Origin of the sequence: Mycobacterium sp. E3298, from assembly GCF_001666895.1 — a bacterium.
Taxonomy (GTDB): domain Bacteria; phylum Actinomycetota; class Actinomycetes; order Mycobacteriales; family Mycobacteriaceae; genus Mycobacterium.
In genome coordinates this window covers 1-19,874 of sequence record NZ_LZJB01000322.1, presented here as the reverse complement: position 1 = coordinate 19,874, position 19,874 = coordinate 1, and the positions used below count along the sequence as shown (strand labels likewise).

General features: G+C 69.3%; 17 protein-coding genes, 1 tRNA gene and 1 pseudogene. 12 read left to right on the top strand and 7 right to left on the bottom strand.

The genetic code is table 11. The features are described 5' to 3' along the window. Positions 1-1,088: pseudogene (locus A9X05_RS15030) on the bottom strand (alpha-amylase family glycosyl hydrolase); the annotation flags it as partial. Between the two features lies 1 nt (position 1,089). Beyond that, positions 1,090-3,204 carry an alpha-1,4-glucan--maltose-1-phosphate maltosyltransferase gene (locus tag A9X05_RS15025; protein WP_067782374.1) on the bottom strand — a complete coding sequence of 705 codons (2,115 nt, stop codon included), beginning with the start codon at positions 3,202-3,204 and terminating at the stop codon, positions 1,090-1,092. Between the two features lie 347 nt (positions 3,205-3,551). Between A9X05_RS15025 and glgP the strand changes: the two genes are divergently transcribed. Beyond that, the gene (glgP, locus tag A9X05_RS15020; protein WP_067782371.1) at positions 3,552-6,197 is read left to right on the top strand and encodes an alpha-glucan family phosphorylase; all 2,646 of its coding nucleotides are present in this window, start codon (positions 3,552-3,554) and stop codon (positions 6,195-6,197) included. Positions 6,198-6,199: 2 nt separating this feature from the next. On the opposite strand, the gene A9X05_RS15015 is transcribed toward glgP, so the two are convergent. Together A9X05_RS15015 and A9X05_RS15010 are read right to left on the bottom strand one after the other, a co-directional pair. Next, positions 6,200-8,209, bottom strand: a complete 2,010-nt coding sequence (locus tag A9X05_RS15015; protein WP_067782368.1) for an ATP-dependent DNA helicase — start codon at positions 8,207-8,209, stop codon at positions 6,200-6,202. 18 nt (positions 8,210-8,227) lie between these two features. Further along, positions 8,228-9,541 carry a nicotinate phosphoribosyltransferase gene (locus A9X05_RS15010; RefSeq protein WP_067782365.1) on the bottom strand — a complete coding sequence of 438 codons (1,314 nt, stop codon included), beginning with the start codon at positions 9,539-9,541 and terminating at the stop codon, positions 8,228-8,230. A 67-nt stretch (positions 9,542-9,608) separates the two neighbouring features. Here A9X05_RS15010 and clpS point away from each other — a divergent pair, with 67 nt between their 5' ends. The 8 genes from clpS to rdgB all read left to right on the top strand — a co-directional run bounded on the left by clpS (position 9,609) and on the right by rdgB (position 15,579). Continuing rightward, positions 9,609-9,914 (top strand): ATP-dependent Clp protease adapter ClpS, encoded by a 306-nt coding sequence (gene clpS, locus A9X05_RS15005; protein ID WP_067757852.1) that lies wholly within the window; start codon positions 9,609-9,611, stop codon positions 9,912-9,914. A 25-nt stretch (positions 9,915-9,939) separates the two neighbouring features. Then, on the top strand, positions 9,940-10,521 hold the full coding sequence (locus A9X05_RS15000; RefSeq protein ID WP_067757849.1) for a DUF2017 domain-containing protein: 582 nt from the start codon (positions 9,940-9,942) through the stop codon (positions 10,519-10,521). Continuing rightward, positions 10,518-11,579, top strand: coding sequence for a P1 family peptidase (locus A9X05_RS14995; protein WP_067782362.1), 1,062 nt, complete (start codon positions 10,518-10,520; stop codon positions 11,577-11,579). Before A9X05_RS15000 ends, A9X05_RS14995 begins: the two co-directional genes overlap by 4 nt. 35 nt (positions 11,580-11,614) lie before the next feature. Continuing rightward, complete coding sequence (locus tag A9X05_RS14990) at positions 11,615-12,295, top strand: rhomboid family intramembrane serine protease (RefSeq protein WP_082970978.1); 681 nt, start codon at positions 11,615-11,617, stop codon at positions 12,293-12,295. Beyond that, entirely contained in the window at positions 12,292-13,107 is an 816-nt protein-coding gene (gene murI / locus A9X05_RS14985; protein ID WP_067281152.1) for a glutamate racemase, read from the top strand. Before A9X05_RS14990 ends, murI begins: the two co-directional genes overlap by 4 nt. 235 nt (positions 13,108-13,342) lie before the next feature. Next, a complete protein-coding gene (locus tag A9X05_RS14980; RefSeq protein WP_067757840.1) occupies positions 13,343-14,125 on the top strand; it encodes a cyclic nucleotide-degrading phosphodiesterase in 783 nt (260 codons plus the stop codon). Positions 14,126-14,149: 24 nt separating this feature from the next. Further along, positions 14,150-14,929: a ribonuclease PH gene (gene rph / locus A9X05_RS14975; protein WP_067757838.1), complete on the top strand. Its 780-nt coding sequence runs from the start codon at positions 14,150-14,152 to the stop codon at positions 14,927-14,929. Between the two features lie 44 nt (positions 14,930-14,973). Next, positions 14,974-15,579, top strand: a complete 606-nt coding sequence (gene rdgB / locus A9X05_RS14970; RefSeq protein WP_067757836.1) for an RdgB/HAM1 family non-canonical purine NTP pyrophosphatase — start codon at positions 14,974-14,976, stop codon at positions 15,577-15,579. 55 nt (positions 15,580-15,634) lie between these two features. Here the strand turns inward: rdgB and A9X05_RS14965 are convergent, their stop codons facing one another. Together A9X05_RS14965 and A9X05_RS14960 are read right to left on the bottom strand one after the other, a co-directional pair. After that, positions 15,635-15,985: a DUF3817 domain-containing protein gene (locus A9X05_RS14965; protein WP_067757833.1), complete on the bottom strand. Its 351-nt coding sequence runs from the start codon at positions 15,983-15,985 to the stop codon at positions 15,635-15,637. Next, positions 15,982-16,362, bottom strand: coding sequence for a hypothetical protein (locus tag A9X05_RS14960; protein WP_067757831.1), 381 nt, complete (start codon positions 16,360-16,362; stop codon positions 15,982-15,984). The genes A9X05_RS14965 and A9X05_RS14960 overlap by 4 nt, the downstream gene beginning before the upstream one ends. Positions 16,363-16,459: 97 nt before the next feature. Between A9X05_RS14960 and A9X05_RS14955 the strand changes: the two genes are divergently transcribed. Together A9X05_RS14955 and A9X05_RS14950 are read left to right on the top strand one after the other, a co-directional pair. Then, positions 16,460-16,546, top strand: a tRNA-Leu gene (locus A9X05_RS14955). Positions 16,547-16,589: 43 nt separating this feature from the next. Then, positions 16,590-16,928: a hypothetical protein gene (locus tag A9X05_RS14950; RefSeq protein ID WP_197499069.1), complete on the top strand. Its 339-nt coding sequence runs from the start codon at positions 16,590-16,592 to the stop codon at positions 16,926-16,928. On the opposite strand, the gene A9X05_RS14945 is transcribed toward A9X05_RS14950, so the two are convergent. After that, on the bottom strand, positions 16,925-17,350 hold the full coding sequence (locus A9X05_RS14945; RefSeq protein WP_067757829.1) for a thiol-disulfide oxidoreductase DCC family protein: 426 nt from the start codon (positions 17,348-17,350) through the stop codon (positions 16,925-16,927). The two genes, A9X05_RS14950 and A9X05_RS14945, sit on opposite strands and share 4 nt — an antisense overlap. Positions 17,351-17,506: 156 nt before the next feature. Between A9X05_RS14945 and A9X05_RS14940 the strand changes: the two genes are divergently transcribed. Next, positions 17,507-19,874 (top strand): ABC transporter ATP-binding protein/permease (locus A9X05_RS14940; RefSeq protein ID WP_067782359.1); only part of this gene is annotated, 2,368 nt, incomplete at its 3' end.

Genomic DNA, 19,874 nt, shown 5'->3' with positions numbered 1-19,874 from the left:
GGGACTGGGTGCCTGCGCACTTCCCGAAGGACGCGTGGGCGCTGGGACGATTCGACGGCACCCCGCTCTACGATCACGCCGATGCCGGCGTGGTGCAGCGCATCGACCAGGGCCCGGAATTCGTCGGGCGTGCCGAAACGGGACGTCGGCGCGTAGTAGGACGTCACCTGGTAGCCCCAGGATCCGGCGAACGGATGCTCGGCGACGGGAAGCAGCTCCACATGCGTGAAGCCGTGCTCCACCACGTAGTTGGTCAGCTCCTCGGCGAGCTGCCGGTAGCCGAGGCCGGGGCGCCACGAACCGAGGTGCACCTCGTAGGTGCTCATCGGCTCGAACACCGGATTGCGTTGGGCGCGCTGTTCCATCCACTCGGCGTCCTGCCAGGTGTACTTGCTGCGCGTGACGCGGGAGGCGGTGTGCGGCGGAACCTCTGTGGCGAAGGCCATCGGGTCGGCCCGCTCGGTCACGACCCCGTCGGCGCCATGGACGCGGAACTTGTACAGACCGTCGGCGGGGAAGTCGGGCCAGAACAGCTCCCACACCCCCGACGAGCCGAGCGAGCGCATCGGAGCGTCGCTGCCGGTCCAGCCGTTGAACTCGCCGATCAGGCTGACGCCCTTGGCATTGGGCGCCCACACCGCGAACGACACGCCGTTGACCACGCCGTCTGCCGTGGTGAACGAGCGGGGATGCGCCCCAAGGACTTCCCAGAGCCGCTCGTGTCGACCCTCGCCGAACAGGAAGAGGTCGACCTCGCCCAGCGTGGGCAGGAAGCGGTACGCGTCGGCGACCGTGTAAGGGTCGGCGCCCTCGTATTTGATCTGCAGCCGGTAGTCGATCAGGCCGGTGAACGGCAGCACCGTGGCGAACAACCCGGATTCGATGTGCTCCAACGGAAACCGGTCGTCTCCGACGAGTGCGACCACCTCGGCCGCATGCGGCCGGAACGCCCGGATGACGGTGTGGTCGGCATACTCGTGGGCGCCCAGGATGCCGTGCGGGTTGTGCTGCGTGCCGGCCAGGAGGCGGCCCAGGTCGGCCGGGTCGGGGGCCAGGTGCGTCCTGGCCAGTTGGTCGGCTTGGCTCATCTCACAATCCCTCCGGTCCGTTCGGTGGCCTGCGGAGCAGCTTCATTCGCGCGTCCTGCGGGATGAGTGGCATGTTGATCACATGCGCGACCGCTCGCGCAGGGTCGATGCGAACGTAGTTTGCTTGCCCCCATTGGAATTCTTGGCCCGTGATTTCGTCGCGCACCCAAAATCGTTCGTAGGGCTCCATACCCAAAGCCGCCATGTCCAAAAACAGCGTGGCCTCTTCGGCCCCGAACGCGTTGAGCGTCACCACCACCAACACGCAGTCGCCGGTCGCCGGGTCGAACTTGCTGTAGGCCAGCAATGCGTCGTTGTCCACCGCGTGGAAATGAATGGTGCGCAGCTGCTGCAGCGCCGGATGCAGCCGGCGAATCGAGTTCAGCAGGGTGAGGAACGGCTCCAGCGAGCGTCCCTCGGCCAGCGCACCCGCGAAATCGCGAGGCCGCAGTTCGTATTTCTCCGAGTCCAGGTACTCCTCGCTGCCCTCCCGCACCGCGCGGTGTTCGAACAGCTCGTATCCGGAATACACGCCCCACGCCGGACCCATCGTCGCCGCCAGCACCGCGCGGATCGCGAACATGCCGGGGCCGTTGTGCTGCAGGCTCGCATGCAGGATGTCGGGCGTGTTGACGAACAGGTTCGGCCGCCGGAAGTCCGCCGCGGCGGCGATCGCTTCGCCGAACTCGGTGAGCTCCTGCTTGGATGTGCGCCACGTGAAGTAGCTGTAGGACTGGGTGAACCCGAGCTTGGCCAGACCGTACTGGCGGGCCGGCGGCGTGAACGCCTCCGAGAGGAAGAGCACGTCGGGGTCGATGCCCTTCGCCTGGGCGATCAGCCACGCCCAGAAGTTCGGCGGCTTCGTGTGCGGATTGTCCACCCGAAAGAACTTGACGCCGTGGTCCATCCAGTGCCGCACGACACGCAGCACCTCGTCGTAGAGGCCCGCCGGGTCGTTGTCGAAGTTCAGTGGATAGATGTCCTGATACTTCTTCGGCGGGTTTTCCGCGTAGGCGATCGTGCCGTCGGGCAATTCGGTGAACCACTCGCGGTGGTCGCGCGCCCAGGGGTGGTCCGGCGCGCACTGCAGCGCCAGGTCCAACGCCACCTCCATGCCGTGTCCGCGCGCCGCGGCGACGAAGGCGTCGAAGTCCTCGAGGGTGCCCAGTTGCGGATGGATGGCGTCGTGGCCGCCCTCGTCACTGCCGATCGCCCACGGCGAACCCACATCTGAAGGGGCGGCGGTCGGAGAGTTGTTGCGCCCCTTGCGATGTACCTTGCCGATGGGGTGGATCGGCGGCAGGTAAACGACGTCGAACCCCATCGCCGCGATCCGCGGAAGCTGGGCGGCCGCCGTGGCGAACGTGCCGTGTACGGGCTTGCCGTCGGCGTCCCAACCGCCGGTCGAGCGGGGGAACATCTCGTACCAGGAACCGAAGCGGGCCATCGGCCGGTCCACCCACACTCCGTACTGCTCGCCGCGGGTGACGAGATCGCGCAAGGGGTACTCGGCCAGGATCTCGTCGATTTCGGGCGCCAGGGCCAACGCGGTCCGGGTGACGGGGTCACCGGGAGCGCGCAATGCCGCCGCGGCCGCCAGCAGCGGCTCACGCTTCGTGCGCGGTACCCCCGTGGCCGCGCGCTCGAACAGCCCGGCCCCGACCAGGAGGTCGTTGGACAGTTCCGTCTCGCCCTGGCCGGCCTCGAGCTTCGCGACCAGGCCATGCCGCCAGGAGTGGATCGGGTCGCCCCAGCCGTCCACGCGGAAGGTCCACAGGCCGACCCGGTCGGGCATGAATTGCCCGTGGAAGACGTACGGCTCGAGGCCCAACGTCATCGGCAGCAGCAGCGGCTTGACTCGTTGCTGGTCCACAATGCCGTCGACTTCGGGCGCGGCCTTGACGGGGGCTTGAACCGCTTTGATTCGGCGCGTTTCGGTTACTTGCGGATAGCGCGGCCCCAGGTAGCGCACGACCAGCGTCGCGGCGACGGCCTCGTGGCCCTCCCGCCACACCGCCGCGCTGACCGGGACGATCTCACCGACCACGGCCTTGGCGGGGTACGCGCCGCATGAGACGACGGGTTGGACGTTATCGATCTCGACACGACCAGGCACAACACTCCGTTCCGATTTGCCCGTTCCTCCCCGGCCCGATCTCTCGGGCCGCGGAGTCGCCGGCAGAGTTCCGACTAGCCGACTTCATCTCGGTCCGCTCCCTCGGACTCGGACCGCGTCGTCGTCGGCTGGTTCCGATTGTGTGCGGGCAAACCGCGTGTGCTTCGTCGCGGAATGCCTCTCGTCTGGCGAAATTTCCTGTCGTGGGGAACTTCCTCTGCGGGGAAGCGCCGTTGCGGCCCCAATAACTAACCGATACCCACCCTAGTGTCCGGTCACACCCCCGGCGGGAAAAGCCGTCTACCGCCCACGTGCGCGGCGCGAAATCCTCAGTAAGGTAAGGATGCGTGAAAGCCCTCCGCCGCTTTACCGTCCGTGCTCACCTCCCCGAACGGCTGGCCGCGCTGGACCAGTTGTCGACCAACTTGCGATGGTCGTGGGACAAGCCGACCCAGGAGCTGTTCGCGACCGTGGACACGGACCTGTGGGAGCGGTGCGGGTCTGACCCAGTGGCGTTGCTGGGCGCGGTGAATCCGGCACGGCTCGACGAGCTGGCGCTGGACGAAAACTTCCTCGGCCGGCTCGACGAGCTGGCCGCCGACCTGAACGATTACCTGTCCCGGCCGCTGTGGTACCAGCAGCGACAAGCCGACGGCGTGGCGATGCCGACGGCCATCGCCTATTTCTCGATGGAGTTCGGCGTCGCGGAGGTGCTGCCGAACTACTCGGGCGGTCTGGGCATCCTCGCCGGGGACCACCTGAAGTCGGCCTCCGACTTGGGGGTGCCGCTGGTGGCGGTCGGCCTGTACTACCGGTCGGGGTATTTCCGCCAGTCGCTGACCGCGGACGGCTGGCAGAACGAGACCTACCCGTCGCTCGATCCGCAGGGGTTGCCGTTGCGGCTCCTCACCGATTCCACCGGGGATCCCGTCCTGGTCGAGCTGACGCTTCCCGACTCCGCCCAGCTGCACGCGCGGATCTGGGTCGCGCAGGTGGGGCGGGTTCCGCTGCTCCTTCTGGACTCCGACGTCCCCGAGAACGAGCACGACCTGCGCGGCATCACCGACCGGCTCTACGGCGGCGACCAGGAACATCGGATGCGCCAGGAGCTGCTGGCCGGCATCGGGGGCGTGCGGGCGATCCGCGCGTTCACCGCCATCGAAGGCCTGCCGGCGCCCGAGGTGTTCCACATGAACGAGGGGCACGCCGGGTTCCTGGGCGCCGAACGCATCCGCGAGTTGATGACCGATGCCGGACTCGACTTCGACACCGCGCTGGCCGTCGTGCGGTCCAGCACGGTGTTCACCACCCACACCCCGGTTCCCGCGGGCATCGACCGGTTCCCGATCGACATGGTGCGGCTCTACTTCGACGGGCATGTCGAGGAGGACCCCGGGAAGAGGACCGAGAAAGCCGGTGGCAAGAACGCCCCCGCGTTGTTGCCGGGCGTGCCGACTGCCCGCATCCTCGCGCTCGGCGCCGAGGACGACCCGACCAAATTCAACATGGCGCACATGGGTTTGCGGCTGGCGCAACGGGCCAACGGCGTCTCGTTGCTGCACGGTGAGGTCAGCCGCGCCATGTTCAACGAGCTGTGGCCCGGGTTCGACTCGGACGAGGTGCCGATCGGGTCCATCACCAACGGGGTGCACGCGCGCACCTGGGCGGCGCCGCAATGGCTGCAGCTGGGGCGTGAGCTGGCCGGTTCCGATTCGTTCGGCGATCCGGGCGTCTGGCTGCGGCTGAATCAGGTTGATGCGGGCCACCTCTGGTGGATCCGCTCGCAATTGCGGTCGTTGCTGGTCGAGGACGTCCGGCGGCGGCTGCGCAAGTCCTGGCTCGAACGTGGCGCATCGGACGCCGAATTGGGTTGGATTGCAACGGCATTCGATCCCAATGTGCTCACCATCGGGTTCGCCCGACGGGTGCCGACCTACAAGCGGCTGACGCTGATGCTGCGCGATCCGGAGCGGCTCGAACGCCTGCTGCTCGACGAGGACCGGCCCATCCAGCTCATCGTCGCCGGTAAGTCGCACCCCGCCGACGATGGCGGCAAGGCGTTGATCCAACAGGTGGTTCGCTTCGCCGACCGCCCGGAGGTGCGCCACCGCATCGCGTTCCTGCCCGACTACGACATGTCCATGGCCCGGCACTTGTACTGGGGATGCGACGTCTGGCTGAACAACCCGCTGCGGCCGCTGGAGGCGTGCGGCACGTCCGGGATGAAGAGCGCGCTCAACGGCGGCCTGAACCTGTCCATCCGCGATGGCTGGTGGGACGAATGCTACGACGGCGAAAACGGTTGGGAGATACCGTCCGCCGACGGTGTGGCCGACGAGGCCCGCCGCGACGACCTGGAGGCCAGCGCGCTCTACGACCTGCTCGAGCAGGCCGTCGCGCCCAAGTTCTACGAGCGCGACGAGCACGGGGTGCCACCACGGTGGATCGAGATGGTGCGGCACACGTTGCAGACGCTCGGCCCCAAGGTACTGGCCTCGCGCATGGTGCGCGACTACGTCGAGCGGTATTACACGCACGCGGCGCAGTCGCTGCGCAGGACCGTCGGGCCCGCCGAGGACGGCGAGGACGGCGGTGAGTTCGGCGCCGCGCGCGAGGTGGCCGGTTACCGGCGGCGCGCCGAAGAGGCGTGGCCGAAGATCACCATCACCGATGTCGACAGCACCGGGCTGCCGGACACGCCGGTGCTCGGCGCCAAGCTGACGCTGACCGCCACCGTGGCCCTGGACGGCCTCGCGCCCGACGAGGTCACCGTTCAAGGGGTGGTGGGCAGGGTGGACGCCAGCGACGCGCTGCTGGATCCGGTCACGGTCGAGATGTCGTACACCGGGACCGCCGAAGGCGGCAACCAGGTGTTCTCGACGACGCTGTCGCTACCGCTGGCGGGGGCGGTCGGGTACACGGTCCGCGTGCTGCCCCACCACCCGATGCTCGCTTCCAGCGCCGAACTCGGCCTGGTCACCCTGGCCCGCTGAGCTCAGGCGGGCTGGCTTTCCGAGGTGGTGCGCAGCCGCTCCAGCGCGGCGCGGACCTGGGCCGGGTCGGTGGTCTGCCAGAACGGCGGCAGCGAGGCGCACAGGTAGCCGCCGTAGCCGGCGGTGACCATCCGCGAGTCCAGCACTGCGACCACTCCGCGGTCGGTGACGCGCCGCAAGAGCCGTCCCGAGCCCTGGGCCAGCAGCAGCGCGGCGTGGCTGGCGGCGACGGCCATGAAGCCGTTGCCGCCGCGCGCGGCCACCGCGCGCTGCCGCGCCCCCAGTAGCGGGTCGTCCGGCCGGGGAAAGGGGATGCGATCGATGAGCACCAGCGAGAGCGACGGACCCGGCACGTCGACGCCCTGCCACAGCGACAGGGTGCCGAACAGCGACGTCTGCGGGTCGGCGCTGAACTGCTCGACCAGCGCCGAGGTGCTGTCGTCGCCCTGACAGAGCACCGGCGTCGACAACCGCTGGCGCATGGCCTCCGCGGCGGCCCGCGCGGCGCGCATCGACGAGAACAATCCCAGGGTCCGCCCACCCGCCGCGGTGATCAGCTCCTCGATCTCGGTCAGCTGTTCGGCGGAACCCGTGCCGTCGCGGCCCGGTGGCGGCAGGTGGGCGGCGACGTAAAGGATCCCCGCCTTGGCGTGGTGGAACGGCGAGCCGACGTCGATGCCGCGCCAGCGCGCGTCCCCGGTGTCCGCGGCGGTCAGCCCCCACGCCGCCGCCATGGCGTCGAAGGACCCGCCGATGGCCAGGGTCGCCGACGTCAACACCGTGGTGGAACGGGAGAACACCCGGTCGCGCAGCAGGCCGGCGACCGACAGCGGGGCCACCCGCAACACCGGGCGCGTGGCGCCCCTGTTGTCCTCGTGATCCAGCCACACCACGTCGGTGCGATCGGGGATCGCCGGGGCGAAGGACGTGAGGACGCGCGAGGCGGTGTCGGAGATCTCGCTCAGCGCCGCCACCGCTTCGGCGCGGGCCGCGGCGGCTTTCGCGTCGCTCGTGCCGTCGATCGCCGAGCGTGCCGCGCCGGCCGCGTCGCGCAGCGTGGTCAGGTAGGTGGCCAGCTCGTCGTCGAGGCGGTCGATGCGGCCCGGTGTGGCCTCGTGGATCGCCGCGGCGAAGTTGGCCGTCGTCGCCTCCAGGCGTTGTGTGAGTTCTGGATTCACCAGCCGGGCGATTCGGCGCGCCGCCACACCCAGGGCGGCCGGCGTCAGCTCGGCGGTTGCCACCGAGGTCACCCGGTCGACCAGCTCGTGGGCCTCGTCCACCACCAGCAACTCGTGCTCGGGCAGCACGGCCGATTCGGCGACGGCGTCGATGGCAAGCAGCGCGTGGTTGGTCACCACGATGTCGGCGGCGCCGGCCCGGCCGCGCGCCCGCTCGGAGAAGCACTCGGCGCCGAACGGGCAGCGTGCCACGCCCAGACATTCGCGCGCCGAAACGCTGACCTGGGACCAGGATCGTTCTGGCACACCGGGTTTCAGGTCGTCGCGGTCGCCGGAGTCCGTGGTCGACGCCCAGGCGGTGAGGCGTTGGACGTCGCGGCCCAGGGCGGTGGCCGCCATGGGATCGAAGAGCTCCTCCTGCGGCCGGTCGCCGGTGTCATCCTCGGCCTCGGCGCCGCCGTTGTGAATCTTGTTCAGGCACAGATAATTTCGGCGACCCTTGAGCAGCGCGAATTGCGGGCGGCGGGGGAGCGCATCGGCGAGCGAATCGATGAGCCTGGGCAGATCGCGATCGACGAGCTGGCGCTGCAGCGCGATGGTCGCCGTGGACACGACGACGGGCGAGTCGTCGTCGATGGCACGGACGATCGCCGGCACTAGGTAGGCCAGCGACTTTCCGGTGCCGGTGCCGGCCTGCACGACCAGATGCTCACCGGTGGCGAACGCCCGCGTGACGGCGTCGGCCATCTCGAGCTGGCCGCTGCGCTCACTGCCGCCGAGCGCGGCCACGGCGAGGGCCAGCAACTCGGGCACGGACACTTCGGACGTGGCTATCCTCTTTGCTCTTCGGTGCTACGGGCGGGCGGCGGGGATCTGCGTCGTCGGGATCGCGGGCTCGCCCTGCGACAGATTCAAACCCTCCCACGGCAGACTGCGCAGCCCGGAAGCTACCAGCTCTCGCGCCGCGGCCACATTCGGTTTGGCCACCACGTCGCCGCCGCGCACCAGCGGGACCGTCAACGCCCGATACGGTTCGGTGACCGAGGGCGGGCGGCCGGCGGGATACACCACTTCTTCGGTGACGGTGCCCGACGAGCGGGCCAGGCGCAGCGCCTCCTTGCGACCGCCACGGGATTCCTTGTGGCTGCTGCGCTTCTGCACCGGCATGCCGTCCACTTCGACCAGCTTGTAGACCATGTTCGCCGTCGGTGCGCCCGAACCCGTCACGAGCGACGTGCCGACGCCGTAGCTGTCGACCGGTTCGGCACCCAACGCGGCGATGGAGAACTCGTCGAGGTCGCCGGAGACCACGATCCGGGTCCCGGTGGCGCCCAGCCGGTCGAGCTGGTCGCGGACCTGGCGGGTCAGCACGCCCAGCTCGCCGGAGTCGATGCGCACCGCCCCGAGCGCGTCCCCGGCGGCGGCCACGGCGTTGGCCACGCCGGCGGTCACGTCATAGGTGTCCACCAGCAGGGTGGTGCCGACGCCCAGCGCGTCGACCTGAGCGCGGAACGCGGCCAGTTCGGTCACCTCGGCGGGTTCGCCGCTCGCGTGCAGCATCGTGAACGCGTGCGCGGAGGTGCCCTCCGCGGGGATGCCGTATCGGCGCTGGGCCTCGAGGTTGGAGGACGCGGCGAAGCCGGCGATGTAGGCGGCGCGCGCCGCGGCGACCGCGGCGTGCTCGTGGGTTCGCCGTGAACCCATCTCGATCAGCGGGCGGTCCCTGGCCGCGCTGACCATCCGCGCCGCCGCCGACGCGACCGCCGTGTCGTGATTGAAGATCGACAGCGCCAATGTCTCCAGCACGACGCACTCGGCGAACGTGCCGGTCACCGACAACACGGGCGAACCGGGGAAGTACAGCTCGCCTTCGGCGTAGCCGTCGATGTCACCCCCGAAACGGAAATCCCGCAAGTAGCGCAACGTATCCGGATCGAGGAATTGGCCCAGCAACTGGCACGCCTCGTCGCCAAAGCCGAATTGGGGCAACGCCTCGAGCAGCCGCCCCGTGCCGCACACCACGCCGTAACGGCGGCCGTCGGGCAGCCGGCGTGCGAACAGTTCGAAGGTCGTCGCGCGGTCGGCGGTGCCGTCTCGCAGCGCCGCCGCCAGCATCGTCAACTCGTACTTGTCGGTTAGCAGCCCAGTTACGACCGGGTCATTCATTCCATAACGGTATCGGCTGCCGTCGGGGGCTCGGAAACCTCACGTCACCCTCGGTATCGTGTAGGCCATGGTTGTAATGTCAGCGCCCGCTAAGCCGGGCACTACAGGACAACGTGAGTCCGCCCCGTTAGACGTCACGGCGAGTCCGTGGGTCACGATCGTGTGGGATGACCCGGTCAATCTGATGACCTACGTGACGTATGTGTTCCAGAAGTTGTTCGGCTATAGCGAGCCGCACGCCACCAAGCTCATGTTGCAGGTACACAACGAGGGCAGGGCGGTGGTGTCGGCCGGTAGCCGGGAATCCATGGAAGTCGACGTCTCCAAGCTGCATGCCGCCGGGTTGTGGGCGACGCTGCAGCAGGACCGGTAATCGGCGAGGGCCCCGGCGATTACCTGTGCGCAAATGGAAGCGCGTCGAGACCGCGGACGGTCCCAGTTTTCGGTCCGCGCTGGCGGCTCACGAAGCCGCCCTGCTGAAGAACCTGGCAACGGCCATGGTCGGGTTGCTCGACGAGCGTGAGTCCTCCACTCCCGCAGACGAACTCGAGGAGATCACCGGCATCAAGACGGGAAACAGCGAACCGCCGAAGGATCCGACCCTGCGCCGGCTGCTGCCCGATTTCTTCCATCCGGACGACGCTGATCCGTCCGGCCCCGACGCCGCGGAGAGCCTGAACGCCGCGCTGCGCAGCCTGCACGAGCCCGAGATCATCGACGCCAAACGTCTTGCCGCGCAGCGGTTGTTGGATACGGTTCCCGATGGCGGCGGCCGGTTCAACCTGAGCGAGGAGGACGCGAACGCCTGGGTCGCGGCGGTCAACGACATCCGGCTGACGTTGGGGGTCATGCTCGAGGTCGGGCCGCAAGGACCGGAGCGCCTGCCCGCCGACCACCCGCTGGCCGTGCACTTCGACGTCTACCAGTGGCTGACCGTCCTGCAGGAATACCTCGTTCTGGTGCTCATGGGGCCCCGATGAGCCCCGATGGCGGCCGGACGGACGCCATCACCGACGTCGGGGGCATCCGCGTCGGGCACCACCAACGACTCGACCCCGACGCGACCATGGGCGCCGGATGGGCCTCCGGCGTCACCGTCGTGCTGACACCGCCGGGGACCGTGGGCGCGGTCGATTGCCGCGGCGGTGCGCCCGGCACGCGGGAGACCGACCTGCTCGATCCCGCCAACACCGTCCGGTACGTCGACGCGGTCTTGCTCGCCGGCGGCAGTGCCTACGGTTTGGCGGCCGCCGACGGCGTCATGCGCTGGCTGGAGGAGCGCGAGCGCGGCGTGGCGATGGGCGGCGGTGTGGTGCCCATCGTGCCCGGCGCGGTGATATTCGATCTGCCGGTCGGCGGCTGGGACTGTCGCCCGACGCCGGAGTTCGGCTACCTGGCCTGCGAAGCCGCCGACGTTGCGGGGGCGCCGGCCGTCGGGAGCGTCGGCGCGGGTGTCGGGGCGCGGGCCGGGGTGCTCAAGGGCGGCGTCGGGACCGCCTCGACGGCGCTGCCGTGCGGGGTGACCGTCGGCGCGGTGGTCGTGGTGAACTCCGCCGGCGACGTCGCCGACCGGGCCACCGGCCTGCCGTGGATGGCGGACTTGGTAAGGGAGTTCGGGCTGCGGCCACCGCCGGCGGAGCAGATCGACGCCTTCGCGCAGTTGCCCACCGCGGCGAGCCCGCTGCAGAACCCGCTCAACACCGTCATCGGGGTGGTGGCGACCGACGCGGCGCTCAGCCCGGCCGCGTGTCGCCGCGTCGCCGTCGCCGCCCAGGACGGACTGGCCCGCGCCATCCGCCCGGCACACACCCCGTATGACGGCGACACGGTCTTCGCGCTGGCGACCGGGGCGGTCGAGGTGCCGCCGACGGCAGACTCGCCCGCCTCGTTTTCGCCGGAGATGCGGCTGGCCGCGGAGGTGGGTGCCGCGGCGGCCGACTGCGTGGCGCGGGCGGTGCTGGCCGGCGTGTTCGCGGCGGGTTCGGTGGCGGGGATACCGACCTACCGGGGCGTGTTGTCGGGTGCGTTCGCCCCATGACGGACTCGCGCCGTCGGCGCCGGTAACCTGCAGCTATGGGTAAGACGACCCCGAAGGGACGTCCCGGCGCACCGGCGGGCCAGGCGAAGCGGCCCACGTGGATGGTGGGCGGGGCCACGATCCTAACCTTCGTCGCGCTGCTCTACCTCATCGAGCTCATCGATCAGCTGACTCGGCATTCCCTGGACGAAAACGGCATCAGGCCGCTCGAGGCCGACGGGCTGTGGGGGATCGTCTTCGCCCCGGTCCTGCACGCCAACTGGCAGCATCTGATGGCCAACACGATCCCGCTTCTGGTGCTGGGCTTCCTGATGACGCTGGCCGGGCTGAGCCGGTTCGTCTGGGCCACGGCGATCGTGTGGATCCTCGGCGGTTTCGGCACCTGGCTGATCGGCAACGTGGGCAGCTCCTGCGGGCCGACCGATCACATCGGGGCCTCCGGCCTGATCTTCGGCTGGTTGGCCTTTTTGCTCGTGTTCGGGATCTTCGTGCGCAGGTTCGCCGACATCGCGATCGGATTGGTGGTGCTGTTCGCGTACGGCGGCGTGCTGCTGGGCGCCATGCCGGTGCTGGGCAGGTGTGGGGGCGTGTCGTGGCAGGGTCACCTCTGCGGCGCCATCGCCGGTGTCATCGCCGCGTATTGGTTGTCCGCACCGGAACGCAAGGCCCGCGCGAAGAGGAAAGCCGGCGCCATGACGCCGCGCCCCCAGACATGAGCTCGCCGTTGGCGCCCGTCGGGATCTTCGATTCCGGCGTCGGGGGACTGACCGTCGCGCGGGCCATCATCGACCAATTGCCCGACGAGGACATCGTCTACGTCGGCGACACCGGCCACGGACCGTACGGTCCGCTCACCATTCCCGAGGTCCGCGCGCACGCGCTGGCGATCGGCGACGACCTGGTGGGCCGCGGCGTCAAGGCGTTGGTGATCGCCTGCAACACGGCGTCGGCGGCGTGCCTGCGGGACGCCCGCGAGCGCTACGACGTGCCGGTCGTCGAGGTGATCCTGCCGGCGGTGCGCCGCGCGGTCGCCACGACGCGCAACGGTCGCATCGGTGTCATCGGCACGCGGGCGACCATCAACTCGCACGCCTACCAGGACGCGTTCGCCGCCGCCCGCGACACCGAGATCACCGCGGTGGCCTGTCCGCGCTTCGTCGACTTCGTCGAGCGCGGTGTCACCAGTGGCCGCCAGGTGCTCGGGCTGGCGGAGGGCTATCTGGAGCCGTTGCAGCGCGCCCAGGTCGACACCCTGGTGCTCGGCTGCACGCATTACCCGCTGCTGTCCGGGTTGATCCAGCTGGCGATGGGCGAGCACGTGACGCTGGTGTCCAGCGCCGAGGAAACCGCCAAGGAGGTGCTGCGGGTGCTCACCGAGCGCGACCTGCTGCGCCCGCATGACGCGCCACCCGCGACCCGGGTCTTCGAAGCCACCGGCGACCCCGAGGCCTTCACCAAGTTGGCGGCCCGGTTCCTGGGTCCCGCGGTCACCGGTGTGCAACCCGTTCACCACGTGCGGATCGACTAATGCGATTGATGGCGACCCACTTCGCCCGGCTTCGCCGCGCTCGTGATCGCCATGTGCGGTTGATGGCGACCCACTTCGCCCGGCTTCGCCGCGCTCGTGATCGCCATGTGCGATTGTTGGCGACCCACTTAGCCCGGCTTCGCCGCGCTCGTGATCGCCATGTGCGGATGACGAGATTCTCATCACATGAATGCGGCGATGTTTTCGTCACGGTCGCATCGGGCATGGCACAGTAGTGTCCGTGCGAATAACCGTGCTCGGCTGCTCGGGCAGCGTGGTGGGGCCGGATTCGCCCGCGTCGGGATATCTGCTCCGGGCACCGGACACTCCGCCGATGGTCATCGACTTCGGCGGCGGTGTATTGGGCGCGCTGCAGCGCTACGCCGATCCCGCCTCCGTGCACGTGCTCCTGTCACACCTACACGCCGACCACTGCCTCGATCTGCCCGGCCTGTTCGTATGGCGGCGCTACCACCCGTCCCGCCCCGGCGGCAAGGCGTTGTTGTACGGCCCCGGTGACACCTGGTCTCGACTGGGCGCCGCCTCGTCACCGTATGGTGGCGAAATCGACGACTGCTCAGACATTTTCGACGTTCGGCACTGGGTCGACGGCGAACCGGTGACCTTCGGGTCGCTCACGGTGACGCCGCGGGTGGTGGCCCACCCGACGGAGTCCTACGGCATGAGGATCACCGATTCCACAGGCGCTTCGTTCGTCTACAGCGGCGACACCGGCGTGTGTGACCAGTTGGTCGAGTTGGCTCGCGACGCCGACGTCTTCCTCTGCGAAGCCTCCTGGACGCACTCGCCGGACCGGCCGCCCGCCCTGCACCTGTCGGGCACCGAGGCGGGCAGGACCGCGGCGCAGGCCGGCGTTCGCGAGCTGTTGCTCACCCACATCCCGCCGTGGACGTCGCGTGAGGACGTGATCAGCGAGGCCAAGGCCGAGTTCGACGGCCCCGTCCACGCGGTGGTGTGCGGCGAAACGTTCGACATCCGCCGCTCTGAAAGGGTCTGAGCGCCCCGCGTTAGGGTTGGCGTCGTGACCAGAAGAGAAGACGGCCGCCTCGACGACGAGCTTCGACCCGTAGTCATCACCCGCGGATTCACCGACCACCCGGCTGGGTCGGTGCTGATCGAATTCGGCCACACCAAGGTCATGTGCACCGCCAGCGTCACCGAGGGGGTGCCGCGCTGGCGCAAGGGGTCGGGTCTGGGGTGGCTGACCGCGGAGTACGCGATGCTGCCGTCGGCCACCCACACGCGCTCCGACCGCGAAGCCGTGAAGGGGCGCCTGTCCGGGCGCACCCAGGAGATCAGCCGGCTGGTCGGGCGCTCGCTGCGGGCCTGCATCGACCTGGCGGCGTTGGGGGAGAACACCATCGCCGTCGACTGCGACGTGCTGCAGGCCGACGGCGGCACCCGCACCGCCGCCATCACGGGCGCCTTCGTCGCGCTGGCCGACGCCGTGACCTACCTTGCCGCGGCCGGCAAGCTCTCCGACCCCCGGCCGCTGTCGTGCGCCATCGCGGCGGTCAGCGTCGGGGTGGTCGACGGCCGGATCCGGGTGGACCTGCCCTACGAGGAAGATGCGCGGGCCGAGGTCGACATGAACGTCGTCGCCACCGACACCGGAACCCTCGTGGAGGTGCAGGGGACCGGCGAGGGGGCGACGTTCCCGCGCTCGACGTTGGACAAGCTGCTCGACGTGGCGCTGGCTGCCTGTGACAAGCTGTTCGCCGCCCAGCGCGAGGCGCTGGCCCTGCCGTACCCGGGCGAGCTCCCCGAGGGGGCTCCGCCGCCGAAGGCGTTCGGCAGCTGACCGGGTCAGATGGTGCTGACCCGCGGCGCCCGGCTTCGCCACGGTTGCGATCATCGCGGCTGCTGGTCGCCAGCCGCAACCGCAAAAAGCTCGCCGAACTGCGCCGGGTGCTCGACGCGGCCGGGCTGACGGGGTTGACGTTGGTGTCTTTGGACGACGTGCCCGCCTTCGCGGAGGCGCCCGAGACGGGCGCCACTTTTGAGGACAACGCGTTGGCCAAGGCTCGCGATGCGTTCGCCGCGACGGGCTTACCCGCGGTGGCCGACGACTCCGGTCTGGAGGTGGCCGCGTTGAACGGGATGCCCGGCGTGCTCTCGGCGCGCTGGTCGGGTAACCACGGCGACGACGCCGCCAACACCGGGCTGCTGCTGGCGCAGTTGAGCGACGTGCCCGACGACCGGCGCGGCGCGGCCTTCGTCTCCGCCTGCGCCCTGGCCGGGCCGTCCGGGGAGGTCGTCGTCCGCGGCGAGTGGTCCGGGACCATCGCGCGGGAACCGCGGGGCGGCGGCGGTTTCGGCTATGACCCGGTTTTCCTTCCGGCCGGGTCCGACCGCACCGCGGCGGAGCTCAGTCCCGAGGAGAAGGACGCGGTCTCGCATCGCGGCCGCGCGCTGGCGTTGCTGGTGCCGGCGCTGCGCGAGTTGGCCTAGGCGTCCGCCCGCATCGTGTGTCGCGCGGTCGAGCGGCTTCCGTCGCGGATGAGGTCTACAAGTCGAAGCGGGCCTTCACGTCCCTGGTCTGGACTTGCTCGACGATGATCCCCAGCAGCGGGATGGTGCCGGCAAGGAGGACACCGATCGTCTTGGGTATTGGCCAGCGGACCTTGACGGCCAGATTGAAGGCGGTCAGGACATAGATGAAGTACACCCAACCGTGCACCACTTCGATCCAGCGGATCTCGTGGTGCAGGACAAGGTGCGAGACGATCTCGTAGCACAGTGCGATCAGCCAGAGCCCCGTCGCCCACGCCATGACCCGGTAGCCGAGCAACGCGCTGCGGATCTTCTCCACGGGGAATGCCGACGCCTGAGGTCCAGGTGTCTCCGGTGTGGTCATGCGGTGGTCCTGTTCTGCTTTTGGGTGTCTTGTTTGGCAAGCTCGGCCAGGTAGGCGTTGTACTCCGCCAGCGCGGGATCGTCGGACGGCTGTTGCATCGGCTTGGGGCGTTCGGGCAGCAAGCCGGAGGGTATCTCGGTGAGTTCGGTATCGCGCCGAGGCTCGGGCGGCATCTCTTCGTAGCGCACGTATTTGCGGTATGCGTACACGCAGAACCAGGCGAACAACGGCCACTGCAGCGCATAGCCGAGGTTCTGGAACGTGCCGGAGACCGACTGGAACCTGGTCCATTGCCACCAGCCCAGCGCCAGGCAACCACACGCCGCGACGATCACCAAGGCGATCAGGGCGGGCCTGCGACGACGCGTAGTGGACACCCCTTGACGGTACCGCTCACGACTTGGCTCCGACGAATACGTCGAGGCGCGCCACCACCGGGCCGGTCCCCGCACTGAGCGGTACGATCGGCACGCTGCGGGCGTGGTGGAATTGGCAGACACCCCGGCTTTAGGTGCCGGTGCTCGAAAGAGCGTGGGGGTTCGAGTCCCTCCGCCCGCACCATCTGTTCGCCTTCGGCGGGCGTTAAACCCTCCCTGCGGGGTACGTGCAATGCACGGGACACCAGGGAGACGCCATGGCCATCGGAAACGACGAAACAGTTACCGCCAAAGATGTCGAGCGAGCCGAACGACGGGCCGCGGAAGCGCGGGAACGCGCCGCGCATGCCGGGCTCTCGGCCGCTCGCAGCTTGGAGGAATCGGCCCTGCAGCACGAACGAATCGCGCGGGTCCAAGACCGCAGCGTCGAACAACGCGTGTCTGACGTGGGTGCACACCAGAAATCGGCGGTTCACCATCGCGAGTTCGCGGCCGAGGACCGCAAGCTGGCCGAGCTGAAAAGGAGTGAGTCCGAGGCCGACCTGGCCCTCGACGCGGACTACTAGGCCTGCAGAAAGCGGGCACGAACCTCCGGCGGCGGCAGCGGACACGTGTCGTATTTGCCGAAGATGCGATAGCGGACGTCCGCGATCCGGTCGTAGAGCCAGTCGCGCAGGGGAGCCGGGATGATGCGGGCGGCCCCGAGCAGCTTCCACGGACCGCCAAGGTAATCCACCACGCGCAGGGCGGCCGCGGACCGGACGGCGACGCGTTCTCCCGGCTGTTCGGGTTCGTCGACGAACACCACCGAGTCCACGTCTTTGACGGCCGGGTGCCGGGCAAAGACCTCCTGGGCGAAATCGCTGTCCAGGGGCGCGAAGCGCAGCGTGCCGTGGGGATCGAACCGAAGTATCGTCCGCACCGCTGAGTTGCAGACGCCGCAGACCCCGTCGTAGAGCAACACCGGCGGAACCGATTCACCGCTCACACGTCCAGGCTACCGATCGACCCCCGGCAGCCCGAGTTTGACCTTTGGTAAGGCAACCCTTAGTTTGTGGCGGTAACGTATTCAGCGGAGGTTCCGTCCGGCCGGCCGCTCCTGAAGTCCGTCGCGAAGCCTCAGCGCCGCGGGAAAGGACCGCCGATGGCACGCGGGTTCCAGGGCGTGATGTTGCGCAGCTTCGGCGCTCGCGACCACACCGCGACGGTGCTCGAAACCGTCCAGATTGCACCGCATTTCGTGCGGGTGCGGATGGCGTCGCCGACACTGTTCGAGGACGTGGATGCCGAACCCGCCGCGTGGCTGCGGTTCTGGTTTCCCGACCCCGACGGATCCAACACCGAGTTCCAGCGCGCCTACACCATCTCCGAGGCCGACGCCCCGAACGGCCGATTCGCGGTCGACGTCGTGCTGCACGAGCCCGCAGGCCCGGCGTCGAAGTGGGCGCGCACCGTGGAACCCGGCGCGACGATCGCCGTCATGGCGCTGATGGGCTCGTCGCGCTTCGACGTGCCACCCGAGCAGCCGGCCGGCTACCTGCTGATCGGTGACTCGGCGTCGATCCCCGGCATGAACGGGATCATCGGAGTCGTCCCCAATGAAGTGCCGATCGAGATGTATCTCGAGCAACACGACGACCATGACGTCCTGATCCCGATCGCGCCGCACCCCCGTCTGAGAGTGCACTGGGTGGCCCGCCGCGACGAGAAGTCCCTTGCGGCGGCGATCCATAACCGCGACTGGTCCAACTGGTACGCGTGGGCCACACCCGAGGCCACGGTCCTCAAGCACGTCCGCACGCGACTGCGCGACGACTTCGGTTTTCCCAAGTCGGAGATTCACGCCCAGGCCTACTGGAGCGCCGGCCGGGCGATGGGCATCCAGCGCGGCGACGAGCCCGCATCCGTGAATGAGCCCGCACACGAGCAGGTTTCGCCGCCAGGACCGACCTCGCAGACGCCCGCCCCCGCAGCGCGCGGCCACTGGCGCGCTCAGGGGGCCGGCCGGTTGCTCGCGCCGTTGCGCTCGGCGCTGATTCTTTCCGGGGTGCTGCAGGCCGTCATCACCATGGTGCAGCTGGCGCCGTTCGTCCTGCTGGTCGAGCTGGCCCGCCTGCTGGTCACCGGGGCGCCCGCATCCCGACTCTGGAACGTCGGGATCGCGGCCGTTGCGCTGCTGGGAACGGGCGCCGTCCTCGGCGCGGCGCTCACGCTGTGGCTGCACGTCGTCGACGCCCGGTTCGCCGCCGACCTGCGGTCGCGGTTGTTGCGCAAGCTATCCCGATTGCCACTGGGCTGGTTCACCACGCGTGGATCGGGCTCGATCAAGCAGCTGCTGCAGGACGACACGCTGTCGCTGCACTATCTGGTCACCCACGCCATCCCGGACGCGGTCGCGGCGATCATCGCACCGGTGGCCGTGCTGGTCTACCTCTTCGCCGTCGACTGGCGGGTGGCGCTCGTGCTGTTCCTGCCCGTGCTGGTGTACCTGGTGTTGACGTCGTCGCTCACGATTCAGTCGGGCCCGCGCATTCCGCAATCGCAGCGCTGGGCCGAGAAGATGAGCGGCGAGGCCGGCGCCTACCTGGAGGGCCAGCCGGTGATCCGCGTCTTCGGCGGCGCGGCCGCCTCCAGTTTCCGCCGCCGCCTGGACGAATACGTCGAATTCCTGGTCTCCTGGCAGCGGCCGCTCGCCGGCAAGAAGACGCTGATGGACCTGGTCACCCGGCCCTCCACCTTCTTGTGGCTCATCGTGCTCACGGGCACCCTGCTCACCGTCACCGGGCGGATGGATCCGGTGAATCTCGTGCCGTTCCTGTTGCTGGGCACCACATTCGGGGCACGCCTGCTGGGTATCGCGTACGGAGTGGGCGGCATCAGCGCCGGCATGCTGGCCGCCCGGCGCCTGCAGAACACACTCGACGAGCCCGAACTCGCCGTGCGGCCGCAAGACGGGTCCGGGGATCCGTCGGCGACGGTGGTGTTCGACGACGTCAGCTTCGGCTATCGCCCGGGCGTCCCGGTGATCCGCGACGTGTCGCTGACGCTGCGGCCCGGCACCGTCACCGCCCTCGTCGGCCCGTCCGGGTCCGGCAAGTCCACGCTGGCCGCCCTGCTGGCCCGGTTCCACGACGTCGAAGAGGGCGCGATACGCGTTGGGGGGCAAGACATCCGGTCGATGACCGCCGATGAGCTCTACGCGAAGGTCGGCTTCGTCCTGCAGGAGACGCAGCTGGTGCACGGCACCGTCGCCGAGAACATCGCGCTGGCCGTCCCGGATGCCGCCGCGGCGCAGATTCAGGAGGCGGCGCGCCAGGCCCAGATCCACGACCGCATCATGCGATTGCCTGACCGCTACGACACGGTGCTCGGCGCGGGAACGGGGTTGTCGGGCGGGGAACGGCAGCGGTTGACGATCGCGCGGGCAATCCTGGCGGACACCCCGGTCCTGATCCTCGACGAGGCCACCGCGTTCGCCGACCCCGAATCGGAATACCTTGTGCAGCAAGCGC

Excerpts from the sequence above, each read along its gene's own strand:
- A9X05_RS15010 (WP_067782365.1), bottom strand. The coding sequence starts at position 9,541 with ATGAATGACCCGGTCGTAACTGGGCTGCTAACCGACAAGTACGAGTTG.
- murI (WP_067281152.1), top strand. The coding sequence starts at position 12,292 with ATGAGCTCGCCGTTGGCGCCCGTCGGGATCTTCGATTCCGGCGTCGGG.
- A9X05_RS14990 (WP_082970978.1), top strand. The coding sequence starts at position 11,615 with ATGGGTAAGACGACCCCGAAGGGACGTCCCGGCGCACCGGCGGGCCAG.
- A9X05_RS14965 (WP_067757833.1), bottom strand. The coding sequence starts at position 15,985 with ATGACCACACCGGAGACACCTGGACCTCAGGCGTCGGCATTCCCCGTG.
- A9X05_RS14995 (WP_067782362.1), top strand. The coding sequence starts at position 10,518 with ATGAGCCCCGATGGCGGCCGGACGGACGCCATCACCGACGTCGGGGGC.
- clpS (WP_067757852.1), top strand. The coding sequence starts at position 9,609 with ATGGTTGTAATGTCAGCGCCCGCTAAGCCGGGCACTACAGGACAACGT.